The sequence below is a fragment of the Desulfuromonas soudanensis genome, assembly GCF_001278055.1.
Lineage (GTDB): Bacteria > Desulfobacterota > Desulfuromonadia > Desulfuromonadales > WTL > Deferrimonas > Deferrimonas soudanensis.
On record NZ_CP010802.1, the window covers coordinates 742,494 to 764,419 of the forward strand.

At 63.8% G+C, this 21,926-nt stretch carries 10 protein-coding genes and 1 pseudogene; all 11 read left to right on the forward strand.

What is annotated here, in order from left to right; all coding sequences use genetic code 11:
- The first annotated feature begins 52 nt into the window (after positions 1-52).
- Complete coding sequence (locus tag DSOUD_RS03215; protein ID WP_157671716.1) at positions 53-667, forward strand: GerMN domain-containing protein; 615 nt, start codon at positions 53-55, stop codon at positions 665-667.
- Entirely contained in the window at positions 664-3,072 is a 2,409-nt protein-coding gene (locus DSOUD_RS03220) for a homocysteine S-methyltransferase family protein (RefSeq protein ID WP_053549652.1), read from the forward strand. The genes DSOUD_RS03215 and DSOUD_RS03220 overlap by 4 nt, the downstream gene beginning before the upstream one ends.
- Before the next feature lie 66 nt (positions 3,073-3,138).
- Positions 3,139-3,729, forward strand: a complete 591-nt coding sequence (locus DSOUD_RS18790; RefSeq protein ID WP_232426490.1) for a hypothetical protein — start codon at positions 3,139-3,141, stop codon at positions 3,727-3,729.
- A gap of 120 nt (positions 3,730-3,849) precedes the next feature.
- Positions 3,850-4,677, forward strand: coding sequence for a transketolase (locus DSOUD_RS03230; protein ID WP_053549653.1), 828 nt, complete (start codon positions 3,850-3,852; stop codon positions 4,675-4,677).
- A gap of 116 nt (positions 4,678-4,793) precedes the next feature.
- A complete protein-coding gene (locus DSOUD_RS03235) occupies positions 4,794-5,732 on the forward strand; it encodes a transketolase family protein (RefSeq protein ID WP_096335420.1) in 939 nt (312 codons plus the stop codon).
- A complete protein-coding gene (locus DSOUD_RS03240; RefSeq protein WP_053549654.1) occupies positions 5,729-6,280 on the forward strand; it encodes a type II secretion system protein in 552 nt (183 codons plus the stop codon). The genes DSOUD_RS03235 and DSOUD_RS03240 overlap by 4 nt, the downstream gene beginning before the upstream one ends.
- Before the next feature lie 9 nt (positions 6,281-6,289).
- Complete coding sequence (locus tag DSOUD_RS03245; RefSeq protein ID WP_053549655.1) at positions 6,290-7,792, forward strand: sensor histidine kinase; 1,503 nt, start codon at positions 6,290-6,292, stop codon at positions 7,790-7,792.
- Positions 7,779-9,150: pseudogene (locus tag DSOUD_RS19115) on the forward strand (sigma-54-dependent transcriptional regulator). The gene DSOUD_RS03245 and the pseudogene DSOUD_RS19115 overlap by 14 nt, the downstream one beginning before the upstream one ends.
- 213 nt (positions 9,151-9,363) lie before the next feature.
- Positions 9,364-12,228, forward strand: coding sequence for an FG-GAP-like repeat-containing protein (locus DSOUD_RS03255; RefSeq protein ID WP_053549656.1), 2,865 nt, complete (start codon positions 9,364-9,366; stop codon positions 12,226-12,228).
- Between the two features lie 37 nt (positions 12,229-12,265).
- Positions 12,266-13,042: a cytochrome c3 family protein gene (locus DSOUD_RS03260; protein ID WP_053549657.1), complete on the forward strand. Its 777-nt coding sequence runs from the start codon at positions 12,266-12,268 to the stop codon at positions 13,040-13,042.
- Positions 13,043-13,115: 73 nt separating this feature from the next.
- Positions 13,116-21,494, forward strand: coding sequence for a CxxxxCH/CxxCH domain c-type cytochrome (locus DSOUD_RS03265; RefSeq protein ID WP_096335421.1), 8,379 nt, complete (start codon positions 13,116-13,118; stop codon positions 21,492-21,494).
- Positions 21,495-21,926 lie beyond the last annotated feature (432 nt).

Sequence of the window (21,926 nt, forward strand, 5' to 3'; positions counted from 1 at the left end):
ACCTATGATTATGAACCGTACCTTTCTGACCCTTTCCGGGAGACTTTTTGCCATGCAAAAAAAACGCCTGCAACATCGCCCCATTCTTCTGGCTTTTTTGATTCTGCTGCTGGTCCTCGGCGCACTGGTCGCCCGCAAGTATCTTTTCACCTCGGCGCCGCGCCCTCTCCCTGTCGCCGAGGTTTCCGGGCCAAAGGCGTTGCGCGAAGTCGTCCTCTACTTTGGTTCCGCCGACGGCAGCCACCTCGTCCCCGAGGGTCGGGAGATCGAGGATTGCCTCGAAGAGCGGGCCTGCCTCATGGAAACCGTGCGCGCCCTGATTGCCGGTCCTGTCGGTGATCTGACGCCGGTCTTCCCCTCCCATGCCGTCCTTCTCGACATCGTCGAGGAGGGGGGGACGGCCCAGGTCGATTTCAGCGGCGATCTTGTCACCGGCCACCCCGGCGGCAGCATCTCCGAGCTGCTGACGATCTATTCACTGGCCAACACCCTCTCGGAAAATTTCCCCTATGTCCGGCAGGTGCAGATTCTGGTCGACGGAGCGCCCATCGAAACCCTCAAGGGGCATGTCGATCTGCGCGAGCCGGTCAAGGCCGATTTCACCTACGGCCGCCCGTCCCAGGGGACCCCCCCCGCAGCCGGATCCAGGGAGGAGACGCAGCGATGACCGATTTCAGACAGGCGCTTTTGGAGCGGGTGTTGATTCTCGACGGGGCCATGGGGACCCTCCTCCAGGAACGCGGCCTCAAAGCCGGCGGTTGCCCGGAAGAAATGAATCTGATCGCTCCGCAGGTGGTGGCGGGGGTGCACCGGGAGTACGCTTCGGCCGGTGCCGAGATCATCGTCACCAATACCTTTGGCGGCAGCCGCTCCAAGTTGGCCCATTACGGGCTCGAAGGACGGGTCGCCGAGATCAACGCCCGCGGCGTGGAGATCGCCCGCGGGGAAACGCCCGAGGGAGGGTTCGTCGCCGCCTCCATCGGCCCCACCGGGCGGTTCCTCGAGCCGGTGGGCGATGCCGGCTTCGACGAGATGGTGGAGATCTTCGGCGAGCAGGTGACCGCCTTCGCCGCTGCCGGCGCCGACCTGATCACCCTGGAAACCTTTCTCGATATCCGCGAGCTGCGCGCCGCAGTCGTCGCCTGCAAGGAATTCTCCTCCTTGCCGGTGATGGCTCTGATGACCTTCGACGACGGCGGACGCACGGTTCTCGGGACCCCTCCCGAGGCGGCGGCCGTCACCCTCGATGCCCTCGGCGTCGACGTCATCGGCTCCAACTGCGGGCTGGGGATCGACGGCATCTACACCATCCTCGAAAAGATGCGCTCCGTCACCTCCCTCCCCCTCATCGCCCAGGCCAACGCCGGTCTCCCCGTTCTCAAGGACGGCCAGACGATCTTCCCCGGAACCCCCGGGGAGATGACCGCCTACCACGAGCGCCTCCTGGCTCTTGGGGTGCGGGTCATCGGCGGCTGCTGCGGCACCACCCCCGAGCACATCCGGGCGATGCGCGCCGCCCTCCCCGGCCGGGACCAGCGCTGGACGCCGCCGCCGCGCCGCGGCTTCCTCTCCAGCCGCGGCGCCGTCGTCCCCATCGGCGGCCTTGCTCCCTGTGCGGTGATCGGCGAGCGGATCAATCCCACCGGCAAGAAGATCTACAGCGCCGAACTGCGTCAAGGGAAAACGGCCTACGTGCGCCGCGAGGCCCAGGATCAGGTCACCGCCGGCGCCACCCTCCTCGACATCAACTGCGGTTCTCCCGGAGTCGACGAGCCGCTGGCCCTCGAGCGCGCGGTTTTTGCCGCCTCCGGGGTGGTCGCCGCCCCGCTGGTCCTCGATTCCTCCGACCCCGTCGCCCTCGAGAGGGGGCTCAAGGCCGCCGACGGCAAGGTCCTGATCAATTCGGTCTCCGGCGAGGCCAGAAGTCTCGCCGCGATCCTCCCCCTGGCCCGTAAGTACGGCGCCGCCGTCATCGGGTTGGCTCTCGACGAAAGGGGGATCCCCGAGACCGCCGAGGGGCGCCTCGCCGTGGCCCGTCGGATCGTCGACGGGGCCGTGGCCGCAGGACTCCCCCGGGAGGACGTGGTCATCGACTGCCTGACGCTCACCGTGTCGGCGGAGCAGAAACGGGCCATGGAGACCCTTCGCGCCCTGCGCCGGGTGAAGGAAGAACTTGGAGTCGCCACCGTTCTCGGCGTCAGCAACATCTCCTTCGGACTGCCGGCCCGGCCCATCCTCTCTTCGGCCTTTTTCGCCATGGCGTTGGAGGCCGGACTCGATGCCGCCATCATCAATCCCCGGGACGAACGGATGATGGACGCCTTCCGGGCGGCCATGGTCCTCCTCGGGCACGATCAGCGGGCCGAAGCCTACATCGCCGAGTACGGCGGCCTCACCGCCGCCCCCACCCTGCCGCAGGGCGAAGGCGCCGAATGCGGCATCCGCGAACAGCTTACCGCGGCGATCATCGAAGGGGACAGCGAGGGGATCCTTCCCCTGGTGGAGAAGGCCCTGGCCGAGGGGCTCTCGACCCTGGAAATCAGCAACGAGGGGCTCCTCCCCGGCCTGGAAGAGGTGGGACGGCGCTTCGGCAAAAACCAGATCTTCCTCCCCCAGGTCATGCTCTCCTCCGAAACGATGCAGGCCGCCTTTGCCCGCCTGAAGAAGGAGTTGGGCGGGCTCGACACCGCCTCCCTGGGGAAGATCCTCATGGCCACCGTCGAGGGGGACATCCACGATATCGGCAAGAACATCGTCTGCACCCTCCTTGAAAACCACGGCTTCGAGGTCATCGACCTCGGCAAGAACGTCCCGGCGGCGCGGATCGTCGAACAGGCCCGCGCCCTCGAGGTCGATGCCGTCGGCCTCTCGGCCCTGATGACCACGACCCTTGCCCAGATGGAGACGACTGTCGCCCTGCTGCGTCAGGCCGGAGTCACCGTCTTCACCATGGTCGGCGGTGCGGTGGTGACCCCCGAGTACGCCGCCTCCATCGGCGCCGATCTCTACGCCGCCGACGCCCTGGAGGCCGTGGCCAGGATCAAGGAACTCCTCCGGCAAAAGACGGTATAGGGCTTGCGTCATTTCGCGGAACGTGCTAGAAAGGGCTTAATTTTTCATCTTCTCTGAGGGGCTCGGATGGTCGGTGGCTTCAATCACAATTTTCGTTACAAGGGCGAGATGTATCACGTCCAGACCGAGGATGGCGGGCGCAGAAGTCCCAACATCATCACCCTCCTCTACAAGGGGGGGACGATTCTCGGTTCCAAGAAGACCTCCTACGCCGACATCTCGAAGGTCGACAACCTCGAACAGGTCGTCGAGGAGTTGATGAAGGAGCAGCACAAGGAGATGCTGCGCGCCCTCAAGGAAGGCGAGTACGACGAGATCATCGGCGGCCGGATGATGGTCGGCACTCCGCCGGAAGCACCCGTTGTCAGGGCTCCGGCAGCCGTCGCGGCTCCGGCCCCTCCCGCTCCTCCGAGACCGGCTGCTCCTCCTGTTGCCGCCCCCCCGAGACCGACGGCCGCTCCTGTCACTCCCCCCCCGAGACCGGCTGTTCCTCCTGTCCCCCCCCGAGACCGGCCGCCCCTCCCGCCGCGGCCCCCCACCCCCCAGGCCGACAGCTCCTGCCGCGCCCGCCACGCCGAAGCCCGTTCCCGAGCCGGAGGCTACGGTGGTCGAGACGACCCTCGACGACATCATCCTCTCCTATCTGGTGGGGGATGACGGCAAGGGGAAATAACATGAAACCCGTTCCGGAGCTGGGGATTCAGAACCCGGGGCCGAAACTGCGATGACCTCACCGCCCCGTCCGGGACGGCCTGACCCAAAGGGAGCACATTTTTGATGTTGACTGAAACCACCGTCCGGGAACTTGAGGAGACCGCCCTCCATCTGCGTGTGGACATCCTCAAGATGCTCAATGCCGCCCAGTCCGGGCACACCGGCGGAAGTCTCTCCGCCATCGATGCCATGACCGCCCTCTATTTCCACAAGATGCGCCACGATCCCAGCAATCCCCGCTGGGAAGACCGGGATCGTTTCATCCTTTCCAAGGGGCATGCGGCCCCGGCGCTCTACGCCTGTCTGGCGCGGGCCGGATATTTCCCGTCCGAAGATCTCAAGACCCTGCGCCGCCTCGGCAGCCATCTGCAGGGGCATCCGGACATGAACAAGACCCCGGGCGTCGAGGTCTGTACCGGCTCCCTCGGCCAGGGGATCTCCCAGGCCGTCGGCATCGCCCTGGCCTCCCGCCTCGCCGGAAAGGGCGCGCGGATCTACACCCTCCTCGGCGACGGCGAGCTTCAGGAAGGGCAGGTCTGGGAGGCCGCCATGGCCGCAGCACACTACAAGCTCGACAACCTCTGCGCCATCCTCGACCAGAACGGACTGCAGATCGACGGCGAGGTGGCCAAGGTCATGAACGTCGGTCCCGTCGGCCCCAAGTTTCTCGCCTTCAACTGGCACGTCCTCGAAGTCGACGGCCACGATCTCCAGGCCATCTGCCGGGCCCTCGACGACGCCGAGAAGACCGACGGTCGTCCGACCCTGATTATCGCCCGCACCGTCAAGGGGAAGGGGGTTCCCTTCTTCGAGCACAAGGCGAGCTATCACGGAGTTCCGCCCAGCGACGACGAGCTCGGCCGGGCCCTCGAGCACCTCGGGCATTCTTGAGGGACTGAGGCAGAATACAGAACATAGAGCACAGAAAATAGAATACAGAATACAGAAGGGTTTTGAGTTCTGTAGATTGAATTCTTCTTCCAGATATCCGAAAGGTTTTGGTTTGTATGAGTGAAATGATCGCAACTAGAGACGCCTACGGCAAGACCCTTCTGGAACTCGGTCGGGAGAATCCTCGCGTTGTGGTTTTGGACGCCGACCTCTCAGGGTCGACCAAGACCGGCCTCTTCGCCAAGGAATTCCCCGATCGCTTCTTCAATGCCGGGATCGCCGAGGCCAACATGGTCGGCATGGCCGCAGGACTCGCCTCCGGGGGGATGATCCCCTTCGCCTCCACCTTTGCCGTCTTTGCCGCCGGTCGCGCCTTCGAACAGATCCGCCAGTCCCTGGCCTATCCGAAGATGAACGTCAAGATCGTGGCGACCCACGGCGGCATCACCGTCGGCGAGGACGGCGGTTCCCACCAGTCGGTGGAGGATCTCGCCATCATGCGCGCCCTTCCCAACATGACGGTCCTCTGCCCCGCCGACGGTCCGGAAACCTCCGCCGCCATTCGCGCCGCCGCCGCCCTGCAGGGACCGGTCTACGTCCGTCTCGGCCGCGCCAAGGTGCCGGTCATCTTCCCCGGCGGCTGCGACTTTACCGTCGGCCGGGGCGCGACCCTCCGTGAGGGGAGCGATCTGACCTTCATCACCACCGGCCTGATGAGCGCCATGGCCCTCGATGCTGCGCGGATTCTCGAAGCCGAAAAGATCTCGGCCCGGGTCATCCATCTCGGGAGCATCAAGCCCCTCGATGTGGAACTCGTCCTGCGGGCCGCCCGGGAAACGGGCGCCGTGGTCACCGCCGAGGAGCATTCGGTGATCGGCGGTCTCGGCGGCGCGGTCTGCGAAGCCCTCGCCGAAGGGTTCCCGGTCCCCGTGGAGCGCGTCGGACTGCGGGACGTCTTCGGCCAGTCGGGGACCGGCGAAGAGCTGCTGGCCCACTACGGTCTGACCCCCGCCCACCTGGTCGAAGCGGCGGAACGGGTCCTCAAGCGCAAGTGAAGCGAAGCGTAACACCCCGTCTGGGGAACCAGCACGGTTTCGCCCTGCTGACGGTCCTGGTGGCAGTGGTCATCCTCGGCCTGACCGCCGCCGTGACCGGCTCCAGCTGGAAGACTCTTGTCCAGCAATCCCGGGAAGAAGAACTCTTCTGGCGCGGGGATCAGATCCGCCGGGGCATCGAAAGCTATTACACCTTTTCGACCAGCGGCGCGCGCAATCAGTTGCCGGCCAAACTCGAGGACCTGGTCAAGGATCCGCGGTCCCTGCAGACCAACCGCCACCTCCGCCGGGTCTATCTCGACCCGATGACCGGAGAGGACTGGGTCCTGATCAAGGATCCGGGAGGGCATATTACGGGAGTCCGCAGCGCCAGTACCCTCGAGCCCTTCCGCAAGGACGGTTTCCCCGAGGGGTATGAAAGCTTCGTTTCGCGCAGCAAGTACAGCGAGTGGGAGTTCGTTTACGTGCCGAAAGTCACGAAAGTTCCGCCGCCAACAAGGCCAGGGGTTCCCGGCTCTCCGGTCGCACCGCCAGCCAGGGCCAATTAAGGGGGCGCGTTGTTTTTCAGAAATCTGGTCGGCCGCGTCATCATACTCAATATCCTCCTGCTGACCATCGGCATCGGAGCCCTGACCCTCTTCTACATCCGCAGGGAGCAGGGACACCTCATCAGTTCCACCGTCGAGAGCGCCGACCTCCTGCTGTCGACCGTCGAGCGATCCATTTTCAACTCGATGCGGATCGGCAACAGCGAGGATGTTCAGGCCATCCTCGAAATGGTTGGGCGCAGCCACCACCTGGCCAGGGTGCGCATCTTCCACCCCGGCGGCACCATTCTCAAGTCCGCCCATCGCCAGGAGATCGGCAGCCAGGTCGATCCCAACGATCTGGCTCTCTTTCTGAACGGCCGCACCGAAGGGGTCTTCAAGGTCGACGGAGAGGACGTGCTGGGGATGATCAAGCCGATCGTCTCCGACGAGCGCTGTTACCTCTGTCACGGCGTGGGGCGCAAGGTCATCGGCGTTCTCAATCTCAACTTCTCTCTCGACGACACCACGCGCCGCCTGCGGGAGTCGTCCCAGTTCTTCATGCTCTCCACGGCGGCCCTGATCCTTCTGCTGTCCGGCGGAATTTCCCTGATTCTGCTGCGCTTCGTCAAGCGCCCCATCCAGGAGATGGCCGAGAAGATGGAGCGGGTGGAGGAGGGGGATTTTTCGGTGCGTCTGATCCCCCGTTCCACCGACGAGATGGGAAGCCTGGCCCGCAGCTTCAATTCCATGGTCGACAATCTGGAGGGGGCCCGCAAGGAACTGGAACAGTGCCATTTCAGGCAGATGGAACGCGCCGACCGCCTGGCGTCCATCGGCGAAATGGCGACGGGGATCGCCCACGAGATCAAGAACCCCCTGGCGGGAATCGGCGGCGCCATCTCCGTTCTCGCAGACGATTTCGATCCGGCGGACGAACGGAGGCAGATCATCGGGGAAGTCCTCGAACAGATCGCCCGGCTCGACAAAACCGCCACCGACCTCCTCTATTTCGGAAAGCCGGGGACCCCCGAGTTCGCCTATGCCGACATCAACGCCCTGGTCAAGAAGACGCTCTTCTTCATCGCTCAGCACCCCGAGGCCAAAAATATTCATCGGGTCAAGGAGCTGACCCGCGACCTTCCCGCCGTGTGGGTCGACGAGAAGCAAATTCAGCAGGTTCTCTTTAATGTCACGATCAACGCCATCCAGTCGATGAAGGACGGCGGCACCCTCTCGGTCTTCACCGACGCTCTTTTCCACGACGGCGTGGAACTGGTCCGGGTCCTGATCGCCGACAGCGGGGGAGGCATCGCCGAAGAGGAGCTGGAAAATATCTTCATCCCCTTCCACACCACCAAGACCCAGGGGACCGGGCTCGGCCTGCCGATCTGCCGCCGCCTCCTGGAGCAGCACGGCGGCGCGATCCGCGTCGAGAGCCGGCTGGGCGAGGGGACCACGTTCACCATTGAGCTTCCCGTCTTGGACGGGGGGACTGCAGGCAGAAACGAGGAGAGTCGTGCGCAAATATAAAATTCTGGTCGTCGACGACGAACATCTGATTCGCTGGTCCCTGGAGCAGAATCTCAAGAAGCAGGGGTATGAGGTCTTTACCGCCGGTACCGGTGAAGACGCCCTCCGGCTGGTGCGCGAAGAAGCGCCGGATCTGATGCTCCTCGATATCCAGCTTCCGGGAATCAGCGGCCTCGAGGTCCTCGAGCGGGTCAAGGAGATGGAGGAGGAGACCACCGTCATCATGGTGACCGCCCTCGGCGTTCTTGAGACCGCCGTCAAGGCGATGCGCATGGGGGCCTACGACTACGTCAACAAGCCCTTCAATCTCGACGAGCTCGCCATCGTCATCAAAAAGGCTCTCGAAACCGGCGAGCTCAAGCGCGAGGTGGAGCACCTGCGTTCCGAGCAGTCGCGCAAGTACGGCATCGGCAACATCATCGGCGCCAACCGCCACATGCACGCCGTATTGGCCATGGTGGAAAAGATCGCCCGCAGCGATGCCAGCACCGTCCTGATTCAGGGGGAGAGCGGCACCGGCAAGGAGTTGATCGCCAAGGCCATTCATTACGAAAGCGCCCGGGCCGACAAACCCTTCATGGCCATCAACTGCGCCGCCGTCCCCGAGACGCTTCTTGAAAGCGAGCTGATGGGGCACGAAAAGGGGGCTTTCACCGACGCCAAGGCGATGAAAAAGGGTCTCTTCGAGACCGCCGACGGCGGGACCATCTTCCTCGACGAGATCGGCGACATGGACCTCGGCATGCAGGCCAAGCTCCTGAGAGTCCTCGAGGAGCGCACCTTCCGCCGCGTCGGCGGCACCAAGGACATCCAGGTCGACGTGCGGATCGTCTCGGCGACCAACAAGGACCTCATCAAGGGGATGGAAGATAAAACCTTCCGCAACGACCTCTATTACCGGATCCAGGTCATCCCGATCTTTCTCCCCCCCCCTGCGGGAGCGCAAGGACGACATCATCACCCTCGCCGAGCACTTCATCGCCCACTTCAACCGCGAGTTCGGCAAGAGCGTCAAGGGGATCTCCAAGATGGCCGAGAAATTCCTCACCGAATACTCCTGGCCGGGAAACATTCGCGAACTCAAGAACGTCATCGAGCGGGCGATCATTCTCGAGAGCGAGGATACGATCCTCCTCGAGCACCTCCCCCAGGAGATCGTCGCCAAAACCGGCGGCAGCGGCGCCGGCCCGGTCGCCTTCAATCTCCCCCCCGAAGGGATCGACATCGAGGACGTGGAGCGCGAGCTGATCCGCCAGGCCCTCGAGCTCAGCGAGGGGAACCAGTCCAAGGCGGCGAAAAAGCTCAGCCTCGGCATCGATGCCTTCCGATACCGGATGAAAAAGTTCGGTTTCCTCTAGGGAACCGACGGAAAATAATTGAAAGTGAAGAGGCCGGAGCGATCCGGCCTTTTTTTGTGCCTGCTGCACTCCTCCACACAGAAGCTATGCGGGTAAGCACAGTTGGTACCATGATTGCAGACTACTTCTGCGGACGGAGAACTGTCACGACATTATGGATTCTGACAAATATACGTATACCCCTAGTTTCCGTACATTTCAGGAGGCGTCACTATGAAACGGTCCAACACCAAAATCTGCCTTATCGCGGTGTTTTCACTGCTGCTGAGTGTTATATGGCAGAATCCGGCCGACGCGGCGACTGCGCCGACCATTGCGCCGCTGGGTCAGATTCGCGACGGGCTGTCGACGCCTTCCAAAATTGCCGTGGATGCGCAGGGTGCGCTCTATGTCGCCGATGTCACGAAAAGAGCGGTCGTAAAATACAGCAAGCATGGCGAGCTACTCCGTCAATACACGGGCCTGGCCTTCAGCGGGATCGGCCTGGCGGTGACGCCGGACGGCGGCGTCCTTTATGTTGCCGACCGCCATGCCGTCAGCCGGGTGGACGGAGCGACGGGCACCCTTCTCGGCCAGCTGGGTCAGGGGGCCGGCGAATTCGCCGAGGTCAGCGACCTGGCTCTCGATGCCGCCGGATTCGTCTTTGTCGCCGATGCCGGGAACAAGAAGGTGCGGGTTTATGATCCGGCCGGTCTCTTTCAGTACGAAATCACTGGCGTCGGCACGGCGACCGGCCAGTTTGTGGGGATGACGTCCCTGGCCATCGATCAGGCGGCCAGCACGGTTTATGTCGCGCACGCCATGGGTAAAGTCGAGGCTTTTGACCTGGCCGGAACCTATCTCCGCACCCTCAACGGCGCCACGGATTTTGGGCCCAAAGCCATTTTCGAAATCGCCGGGATCACCTTTGACGGCGCCGGACGCCTCTATCTCTTCGATTCCATGAATTCCTTCATGGTTGTTAAAGACCTGGCCGGACCTTATCTCTCCACTTTTGCCGAAGGCGGATTCGCCAGCGGCCAGATCAAGAATCCCCTCGATGCGCTCTTTGATCCTGCCACCGGCCGGCTCTTTGTCAGCTGTAGCGACGGCCGGGTCGAGATCTTCGGGATCGACGGCGCTGTCAATCCCGCTCCCCCCGTGGCCAACAGCGCTCCCGGGGCTCCCTCCCTGATCGCCCCGACCTCCGGACAGGAGCTTGTCACCGCCACGCCGCAGCTTCAGCTGGGTAATGCCGTGGACGCCGACAATGACCCCCTGACCTATGATGTGATGATTCTCGACGGTGCGGGTGCCGTCGTGGCCGAGTCCCTGGCGCAGGCCGAAGGGGCTGAAAACACCCAGGTGGCCGTCAACGAGTCCCTGGCTGACAATCTTTACAGCTGGAAAGCCCGTGCCTGCGACGCTCTGGCGTGCTCCGAGTGGAGCGCCACCGTCTCCTTTTATGTCAACGCCGTCAATGAGGCACCGGCCGCTCCGATCCTTGCCAGCCCCCTTCTCGGTGAAACCCTCGATGCCGACGGTCTTCTCTCCTGGGGGGCTGCCGCCGATTCCGATCCCTTCGATCAGATCACTTATCGTCTTGAGGTCTCCGACGCCTTCGGCGCTGAAATCGCTGTCCAGACCTTGGGCGGGACCGAGGTTGCTCTCGGCGAGCTCGCTGACTACCTCGCCCTCGAGGACGGCGGAACCTACTTCTGGAAGGTTGCCGCTGTCGACGACAAGGGATTGGCCGCCGTCTCGGACCCCGGCAACTTCGTTTTCGACACTACCCTGCTGCGGGTAACGGCCAACATGCCGGGCGCCAGGGTCTATCTCGGCGGCAACCACGGTTATGCCGGCCGCTTTCTCGGCGAAACCCCCCTCGAACTGCGCACCTTCCCCGAAGGGACCTCCTCCCTGGTGATCGAGCGATCCGGTTTCGAGCCCTTCGTCGCCCAGGTGCAGCTCGCCTATCAGGATAACGCGACCGTCCAGGCCGATCTTCTTCCCGCCATGACCCCCGCCGACTTCAAGGGGCAAACCCTGAAAAACGGGCACACTTCGATACGGGTCAGCAGCAAGGGCGCTCCCTGTTACGTCGATTTCAACAACGACGGTCAATCCGACCTTCTGGTCGTCGATACGGCCTGTCGCCTCCTTCTCTACACCGGAGTTGTCGGCGGGACCTCGCCGCTGGTTCTGGATAATGTCGTTCTCGAAGGCCTCGCCCCCGGCGCCGTCCCCTTCGTCGCCGACTGGGATAACGACGGCAAAAAGGATTTGGTGATCGGTTTTTCCGACGGCTCGCTCCGCCTCTATCTCAATGAAGGGAGCGAAAGCGCTCCGTCCTTCGGCGAAGGGGCGTACCTGCAGGTCGCCGGTGCCAACCTGGCCGTATGCGGTGACGCCGTTCCCGTCGTGGCCGACTTCAACGGCGACGGCAAAAAGGACCTTCTCGTCGGCTCCTCGGCGGGGGAGGTTGCCCTTTATCTCAATGTGGCTGAAGATGCAGCCCCCGCTTTCGCCGCGGTTCAGGGGCTTGTCGCCGGTCTCTCCGGCGCCGTCGCCCCGATCTTTGTCGACTGGGACGCCGACGGAAAGCGGGATCTTCTCCTGGCGGCCGACGGTCGCCTCTTCGTCGCCGAACCCCAGGTCGATGGCAGCTACCTGCCGGTTCCGGTCCTGGTCGTCGGTGCCGTACAGGGGACCGATACCGTCAAGGGCGACAAAAAAGGGAACAAAGGGCAGGGGCGCACGACTTCGGGCCCGGCCGCTACGTCCCTGCGCATCGCCGCTGTCGACGTCGACGACACGGCCGGAAAGGATCTCATCGTCTGCGACGAGAGCGGTGAAATCAAACTCTTCTGTTCCGCCGGCAAAGAGTGTCTCCCGGCCTTTGGCACCGCGCTCCTCGACAAGGTGGCCCAGATCGGAGAGCTGATCGGAGAAGATGCCGCTTTGCAGGTGAAACTGGCCGCAGTGGAAACCCTGGTCAAATCCGGTAAATATCCTGCCGCTGCCGACCTCGCCGGACAGATGCCTTGCGGAGGCCCTGCTCTCCAGGCGGTCAACGAACTGGTCGCACTTCTCAAATAACCACCCCGACACGATCTGTCCAAGGGAGATTTCTTAAATGTATAAAATTGCGTTCAAATCGATTCTCGTGACCCTGGTCCTCCTCGCGCTCGGCGCGATTCCCGCGCTGGCCGTCAAGGGGACCCCGAATGTCGCCAATACGGTCCACAACCTGTCGGTGTGGCAGACTGACTGGATGATTGCGTCAAATAATGAAGAAGAGATCTGTATCTTCTGTCACACACCGCACGGCGGCAGCCTTACCGGTCCCCTCTGGAACCGCGCGAATTCGGCTCAGGTCTACACCCACTACACCAGCAGTACCCTCTCCACCCAGGTGGCCGCCAGCCGGGGCACGAATATCTATGATGAATCGCGACTCTGCCTGAGCTGCCATGACGGCTCCATCTCCATGTACACCGTCATGAATGCCAACAATGTGACCGGCCCGCCTCTACCGTTCTGGGGAACGGGAGAGATGCGCGGAGCAACGGGACTCACCCAGGGGCCGCGGATCGGCATGGGGCGCAATGCCGACGGAACGGTCAACGACACGGTCAACAACGACCTCTCCGACGATCACCCGATTTCCTTCAAGTATCTGCCGGTTCTCACGGACGCAGCCAAGGACAGCAACCGGCTGCAGACGATCGCCTACGCCGAGGGGCAGGGGGTGCGGTTTTTCCCCCTCGGCGCCGCCGATGCCGATAAACGTGTCGAGTGTTCCTCCTGTCATGACCCCCATGTCGACTATACAACTGCGGCGGCCTATACCCCGTTTCTCATTACCCCCAACGCCGGCAGTGCCCTCTGTCTGGCCTGCCACAATAAGTAGGGCATTTGAACGCAATATCGATATTCATAGATCTTCAGTATAAATTGAATGTTTACAAGTTAGGAGTGTGTCCATGAGGCCGAGATCTCTGGTAGGCGTATTGGTTCTGATGATTCTGTTGGCGGTCCCCGCACTGGCAACGGCATTGCCCATGCATTATTTCGATTGTAACGCGTGTCACAATGCCTCCATCGATCCCGGCGCCCTCGGGAACACATCGATGAACAACATGTGCCTCAAGTGCCATACCCGGGGGGCCCCTGTTGCGGTGGCCTTCAACGCCGGAGATCCTCGGGGGACCAAGGCACCAGACGTCTACCTGCACCTGCAGGATGCCAGCAACGCCCTCGGTTCGGCAACAGCCGCCGGCATGGCCGTCGCGCCGACCGAACAGACCTCCCACTACTGGGCGTCTCCCACCAACGTGGTTCCGGCCGCCGGTGCCGAGGCTCCGAGCCTCGACCTCTACAAGACCCGCACCAACATCACCGGCGGCAAGGTGGCCTGTTCCACCTGCCACGAGCCCCACGGTGCGCAGGATACCCAGTTGCTGCGCATCGGCAAGGGGGCGGTTCTCACCGCCAACGCCATGTGTCTCGACTGCCACCGCTCTTGGAACAGCGCCACGACTCACGGCGTCGTGACGCACCCGATGAATGTCGATTACGCCGCCGCTGTGGCCGCTGACGTTGCCGCCAACCCGGCGGCGGTCGATCGCAAGCTCAAGCCGGCTATCGACATGAGCAACGGCGGGGAAATCGCCCTCGTCGGCGGAACGACGGTCTCCTGTACCACATGTCACGGGGTTCACTTCTCCGACTCTGACGCTTCGACCAGCGACGGAATCGCCGGGACCTACGGCACCGGCGACGGCCTGATGCTCAAGCACAACGGCCCCGCCAAGGAAACCGGGACGACCAGCCTCTGCCAGACCTGCCATACCTACATGCAGCACGGCTCCACCAACAGCCTCGGCTGTCTCGTCTGCCACGGCGGTCACGAGTACGATGCCGGCGGCAATCCCAACGTCTTCATGCTCCGCAAGCAGATCACCCTCGATACCACCGCCATCAAGGTCGGCGGTTCCGCAAACGATACGGTCTCTCTCGAGTTTACCCAGTATCCCCCCCTTCCCAACTTTGACAATGGCAGCGGCAACGGCGGCCTGTGCCTCTCCTGCCATGACCTCCCCGGAGGCCATGATTCTGGCATGAACTGCGCCGAGTGCCACCAGCATGGCGGCGGCTCTCCGTCCTTTGGCCCATCCTGCGGCGCCTGTCACGGTTTCGCCCCGTCCCTCAATGCCGACGGCAGCGTCACCGCCGGCGGTTACGCCCATTCGACGACCAATCCGGCCAATGACTACAGCACTTCCGGCGTTTTCAAGGACGAGAGTGCGACTCCCCACGTGACCCACGCCAACGGCGCCGGCAACTACACCTTCTCCTGCGACGACTGTCATGGAGCCGCTTCCGGCACAGGCCGGGCCGACCATGATACTGGCACTTTCCAGAACGTTCTGAGCAATCAGGGTGCAATTCTCACTACACTCACTACCGGCAACGGCGCTCTGTCGCCGGTCTACAACCCAGGCACTGCCACCTGCTCGGCCGTTTACTGCCACAGTAACGGTGGCGCTCGCGCCGCCGCTCCTGTCGCCGCCTCCATTCCTGTCTGGACCAACGGCAACGGCACCATCTCCACCTGCGACGCCTGCCACGGCAACACCGTCGGGACCATGACCACCAAGCAGAACTCGGCGGCCCACGAGCAGCATCTTGCCAAGGGATACAGCTGCTCCCTCTGCCACAGCGACACCGCAGCCAATTCAACGACTCTCGCCGCCAACGCCATCGGCACCGTTCACGTTAACAACTCCGCCGATGTCGCTTTGGACAGCACCAATCCCCTGCTCAGCGGCGGATCCGGCCTCGCTTACGGCACTGACGGCACCTGCTCCGTCTACTGCCACGACCCCTACGCCTACGACGGTGCCAATACCCCCGACTGGGATACCGCGGCCACCTGGGATAACGCCAGCTCCGAGGCCTGTGGCTCCTGTCACGGCAATCCTCCGGCCCAAGGTGCCCACATCACCCACACGACGAGCATCGTCTCCGGCGGCGTTGGTCTCTCCTGCGATACCTGTCACCCCGCCGGTTCTAATACCGGCAGCCACGCCGGCCACATCAGCGGCGGCGCCGCCGATACCCTCGCCAGCCTCCAGGCGACCGTCTGCAACACCTGCCACGGCGTCGACGGTGCCGAGACTGCCCCGGTCTGGACCAATGCCGCCACCCTGGATTGCGCCAGCTGCCATACCAATACTCTTTCGACCATGGCCGGTACTCCCGACAAGACCTCGGCTGAAACGACCGGTCACAACAAGGCCAGCGGCCAGTACGCCCTGACCCTCAACGCCGCCGCCAACCTCGGCTGCGAAGACTGCCATGACCGCACCGCTGGCGGACACCTTACCGGCGGCGCCGGCGACATGCGCCTCAAGGCCGGCTTCGCCTGCCTCACCTGCCACACCGGCGTGGCGACTCACACCAACATCGGCGCCACCATCAAGACCGAGAGCGACTTCACCAAGGCCTGCCTCGACTGCCACGATCCCCACGGCGGCATCGGCGCCAACGCGGCGATGATCGACGTCCCCGGCGTCGTCTTTACCGCCCGCACCAGCGGCGATTCCTTCGACGAGGCCGATGCCGTCAACGTAGACGACATCTGCGCCACCTGTCATACCACCACCAGCCACAACCGGGCTGACGCGACCGGCGTTGTCCATAACGAAAACGCCAACTGCATGTCCTGTCACGGTCATGACAAGGGCTTCATGGCGTCCGGCGGCTCTTCCTGCGAGGATTGCCACTCTGCCAAGCTCGCCGAACCGCTTCACGCGGCCCACATCAACATTTCCCCGACCGTCGACGCCGACAAGTCCGAGTGCGCCATCTGCCACCCGAGCGTCCAGGGGTACACCATCGCCGGCGGCTCAGCGGACCATTTCGCCAGCGTCGTCAACGACTTCGCCGCCGGAATCACCAATCCCCAGGCCGCCGGGACCACCTGTTCCTCGGCCCTGGGCTGCCACGCCTCCTCGGTGGCCGACGGCTCCTGGCAGGATGTAGACGGGCTCAACTGCGACGCCTGTCATTACTCCAGCGTCACCCCGACCTTGTTGGGCAATAACGCCGCCGCCAAGCCCCTCACCGGCGACCACTCCACCCACTTCGACGCCATCGGCGTCACCTGCGCCGACTGTCACACGGTACCGGCTGCCGGCGACACCGCTCATATCAGCAATACCGACGGCGCCGATCAGGCGGCTGTCCTCACCGGGCGGGCCAACGCCCTGCAGGACGAGGCTCTCCTGACCCTTGCCGAGGCCGGAAGCTGGACGAATCCCGTCTTTCCAGGCAACGCCACCTGTAGCAACACCCAGTGTCATGATCCGTCCGACAAGGGCTTCCAGGCGACCTGGAACACCCCCAATGCCCTCGGCTGCGCCTTCTGTCACAGCACTACCGATCCGGCGACCAACAACAGTAACCATACGGCTCACCTGGCAGCCTCCGTCCCTGGCACCTTCGGTCTGACTATTACCTGCCTCGACTGCCACGTCGATAACGGCACCAACAACGCTCACCGCGACGGCGTTGTCGATGTTACCGGCACCCGGGTGACCGGCTACACCGCTCCGAACTGTACCAACAACTGTCATACCGACGGAGCCGGAGGAGTCCCGGCTGTCGCCGTTGCCTGGGGGGATGCGCCTCTGGCCAACTGCGTCATCTGTCACAAAAACCCGATGGACAGCGCCCGCCATACCGTCCATCTTAATAACAATACCTTTGTCTCCGGCGACTGTGCCGAGTGTCACACCGCCGAAACGGCCGTCACCCATATCGATCTTACCGTCAATACCGGCGGCACCAGCGCCGTGGTTTATGACGGTGGGACCGGCGGCTGTACCAACAACTGTCATACCGTCACCGCCGCTTCCTTCGGCGATTGGAAAGACGCAGCCAAACTCGACTGCGGCAACTGCCATGGCGCAGGCGGAACTCTCGACAAGGGCAACCCGCCGGCGGCCGGCGCCCATAACCAGCACGTCGGCAACGTTTACGTCTCCGGTTGTACCGACTGCCACGGCGACAACAGCGTCACCCACAGCCCGATTGACAATGCGAAGGCTGCCATCGGCGGCGCCGAGGTTTCGGCCTACGCGGCCAATAACTGCACTAATACCTGTCACGTGGCGACCAACGACAACGACTGGACTTCGACCAGCCGCGCCTGTGTCGATTGCCACACCACCGGCAAGATCGGCACTGTCCCGACCAGCGGTCTCCACGCAACCACCGTCGCCCTCGCCCATGACGATAGTTTCGGCGCCGGCGGCACCTGTAACTCCTGCCATACGACGACTCCGACCACCAGCCATATCAATGGCGGCGCGGCTCAGACGTCGCTGCAGACGACCTACAATTTCAACGCCTCCAATGTCGCTTCCTACTCAAGCGCCGCCGGTTGCGCCGCCAACTGCCACAGCGACGCCGTCGCCAACGGCGGAGTCGGAAAATGGTCCCGCAAGTGGATGGGCGTCATCGACCTCAAGCCCCTGGCAACGGATAACCCCGGAGCCGCGGTCTGTGACAACTGTCACGGCGACGGCATGACCGGCGCTGCTGTCAATAATAGCTGGAATGCCGGCCTGGCCCCAGCGCACGGCGATGTCGACGGCAACAACGGCATCGAGATGATGGGTCAGCACGGCGGGTGCGAAACCTGCCACGGCTGGGGCGGAGCGACCTACAACAAAGCCTGGAATGCCGGCTCCCCCGGTCACGGTGACGGTTCGCTCGCCATGAACGGCCCCGACGCCGCCCACGGGCCGGCGGCCGGCGCCCAGTACGACGAATCCGCATTCGGCTGTCTGGCCGCATGCCACAGCGGCTCCCTGACCAACGCCGGCGATGCCAACTTCAACCATGCCCTGGCCGATTCCACCTGGCCGATCAACTACGGCGACTTCGGTTCCGGCGACTGCGACACCTGTCACGCCGCCGCCGTCCCGAGCCGCGACCATAGCGATGCCAGCGAAAACAGCGGCATGCACGCCAGCCACGTCGCCTCCGGTTACGTGACCGACTGTGCCGTCTGTCACCCCCACGACGGGACTTCCGTCGCTCCCGGAACCGGAGTGCACGGCACCGGAACCGTTAACTTCGCTAATCAGATGCTTGGCGCCACCGATTACTCGGCCACGGCCTTCGGAGGCACCTGCGCCACCGCCAACGGTTGCCACGACTCCGCCGCCGGCGAATGGGCCGCCGGCACCCTCGGCGGCAACAGCTGCGTCGACTGCCACGGCGCCTCCGGCAAGCTTCTCGACCAGGGCGGCTACCCGCCGACTTCCAGCGAGCACGGCGCTCACCTTGCCAACGACGCGATCTTCCCCCCGGCTTCCGACTGTGACAAGTGTCACGGCGCCGGTGCGGTCAACGGTACCCATACCGGCCATAAGGATATGGGCGCCAGCATCAACCTCGATGCCACGGTCATTACGGCCTACAACGGCACCAACTGCGCCAATACCTGCCATACCTCGATTGCCGGCGCCTGGACCAGCGGCGCGGCGACCCTGAGCTGCAGCGATTGTCACAATGTTGCGGGTAACATCCTCGGCGCACCGGTCGACGCCGCCATCAGCAACACCGTCGGCCCCACCGGCGACAAGCACGGCGCCCACCTGGCCAACAGTACCTTCGTCGCCGACTGTGCGACCTGCCATACCCATAACGGAGAACTCGGCAGCTATGCCGTCACCGGGCACGTCAACGGGACGAACCCGACCCTGGTCGGCACCCTGACCGTCAACGGCGATTCGAGCTGCGCCAACGCCTGCCACCTTGCAGCTGACGCCAATGAATGGATCAGCGGCGCTCTCAACTGCAACGACTGCCACAGCGCTGCGGCCAAGTCCCTCAACGGCGGCGGCGAGAGCGATCTCTCCGCAACCATCGGCCCCAACGCCGGCCGTCACGACGAGCACATGGCCAGCAGCAACTACGTGACCGCCGGCTGTACCGACTGTCACGGCCACAGCGGCTCCCTGGCCGTTGCCAGCCACGTCGACGGCGCCAACAGCGTCGCCTCCAAAGTCACCAGCTATGACGGTGCCGGGGGCTGCGCCAACTCCTGCCACGACGTCAACGTCGCCGGCAGCGGCGACTGGGCCGACAGCAACGCCCTGGCCTGCGCCGACTGCCACGCTGCCAACGCCGTCAAGGACCTTGGCAACGGCGCCTGGCCGCCGGTCAGCAGCGCCCACACCAACCACCTGGCGTCCAACGCCCTGCCGAACTCAGCGCAGAGCGACTGCTACGCCTGCCATGACAGTACCATCGACAACACCGGCGCTCTCAAGGCGGCCGGGACGCACCTCAACCTGATCTCCGGCGACCTCGCCTTCAACGGCAGCTTCAACTACGAAGCCGGAACAGCCAATCGCGCCGCCGGCGCCGCCGGAACCACCACCTGTTCGGCGGTCCTCTGCCACAACGGGATCACCACCCCGACCTGGGGTGCCGGCACCATCAGCTGCGGCAAGTGCCACAACACCGGCGGGACGGGTCCGCTCCCCTCCGGCTCCATCGGCGGCAGCCACGCCGCCCATGCCAACAACGACGGCGATTTTGCCGACTGCGAGAGCTGCCACACCGGCGCCAACGGCTACTCGGCCACCGGAGGCCTGGCGACACACCAGAACCTCACCGTCAACCTCAACCGCAGCTACACCGACAACGGTGCAGCCGGCGTGAACTACGCCGGCGACGGTCTCGACAACGGCTCCTGCGCCACCGTCGACTGCCACTTCAATAACACCACCCCGGCCTGGGGTGCGGTGGGTTCCACCACCTGTACCACCTGCCACAACAACGGCACCGATAACGGCAGCCTGGCCAACGCGGTTCCGACCGCCACCGCCGGAATCCACGACCGTCACGTGACCGACGCAGCCACCGCTTACGTCGACGACTGCAACGCCTGCCACGGCGCCAACGCCAGCACCGGCGGCCAGACCGGTCATGCCAACCAGGTCACCACCTACGGCAACAGCCTCGGCGGCTATGCCGCCGGCAGCTGCTCGGCCAACCTCTGCCACGACGACGCCGCCGGCAGCCTCTGGGTCAACGGTGCGACCCTGACCTGCAACGACTGCCACAACGCCACGGGCAAGTCGCTCTACGTCTCCGGCGCCCTCACCGCCGCCACGCCGCCGGCAACCGGCAAGCATGACCTGCATGATGCCAATAACCTTTCCGTCCTCTCGGTGGGCTGCACCGCCTGCCACCCGCATTCCGGCTCCTTTGCGGCGGCCACCCACGCCGACGGCGGCAGCACCGGCCTGGCCAGCAACGTCAACCTTTCCGGCAGCATTACCGCCCCTGCCGAAACCCAGGCGGGCTGGACCAACACCTGTACCAACAACTGTCACAGCGCCACGGCGGGTGACGAGTGGACCACCGGCGCTCTCGAGTGCAGCGACTGCCACAGCGGCACCTACGTCGGTGGTGTCTACACCGGCACCGGTCAGCACGATGCCCACAACCTGACCACCCCGGCCGCCTACACCACCGCCGCCGCCAGAACGGCCAATGCCGGGGCCTATGACTTCAACTGCGCCAACTGCCACGGCAGCACCGGCACGAACCATATGAACAATACGCTCAACGTCGCCGCCGGGGTCAATTACACCCTCGGCAATTGCTCCAGCAACGCCTGCCACCAGAACGGTAGGGGAGCCGCGGCGGCCGTGGCCGCCAACTGGTCCACCGGCTGGGTCAGCGACCCGACCGCCGGTGACACCTGCGACAACTGCCACGGCAATACCCCGACCACAGGTGCCCACGCGGTCCACGCCGTCGGCATCCATGCCGAGGACATCTACACAGGCACCACCGGGCTCCTGGCGGCCAGCGCCGGCGCCCCGAGCGCCCACGGCGACGGCACCACCTCGACGGTGATCAGCTGTAACGTCTGTCACAACAACACCGTTACCAGCTGGTACAACGCCAATAACACAGCCTGTGTCAGCTGTCACGACACAAGCAATACCAGCCTCGGCGACAATGCCCTGGCGATTACCACCTATAACAGCCACGTCAACGGCATCAAGGATGTGGCCTTCCAGAACATCGCCGTCAAGTCGAAGGCCCAGCTCCGCGACGACATCACGGCCGTCGCCGAGATCAACAACAACTGGACCCGGACCAGCGCCTACAAGGGGGCCGGCGACTTTGATACGGCCAAGTCCAACCTCAGTGCCGACAGCTACGCTGACGTCACCTGTACCAACGCCTGCCACAACGGCATAGCTGTTACCTGGCAGACGCCGCAGAACAACTGTATGACTTGCCACACTTCGCTTCCCAAGTAAGGAGATCCGGGCATGACGCGGATGCAAATTAACCTTGGGAAGTCACTTGACCCGGTCCGCCGGGGGGGCTTTGGCCCCCCGGCGCACGCCGAACTTCCCTGAAGGAGATGGCTTATGAAATTCGGAATCCGGTTCAGGGAAGATTTTTTTGGTGAGGCAAATTCAGATATGAATAATCGAACTTTGAATAAAGCGGATAGAAACGAGGTGAGGACGGCTATGAAGGATGGAATCCGGAGAAGTGCAGGGATGTTGAGATTTGCACGGCTAGCCCTGGTTGCGGTGCTGGCGATGGTCTTCGGCACTGCGGGGCTATCGAGCAGTGCCAATGCTGCGATTTCGGTTCTGGAGAGTTTCGCCAATCCGGCGGAAATCACAAACACGACGGCCAGTGGGGCGACAACCACCTACACACCACCGGTAGGTTCAAAT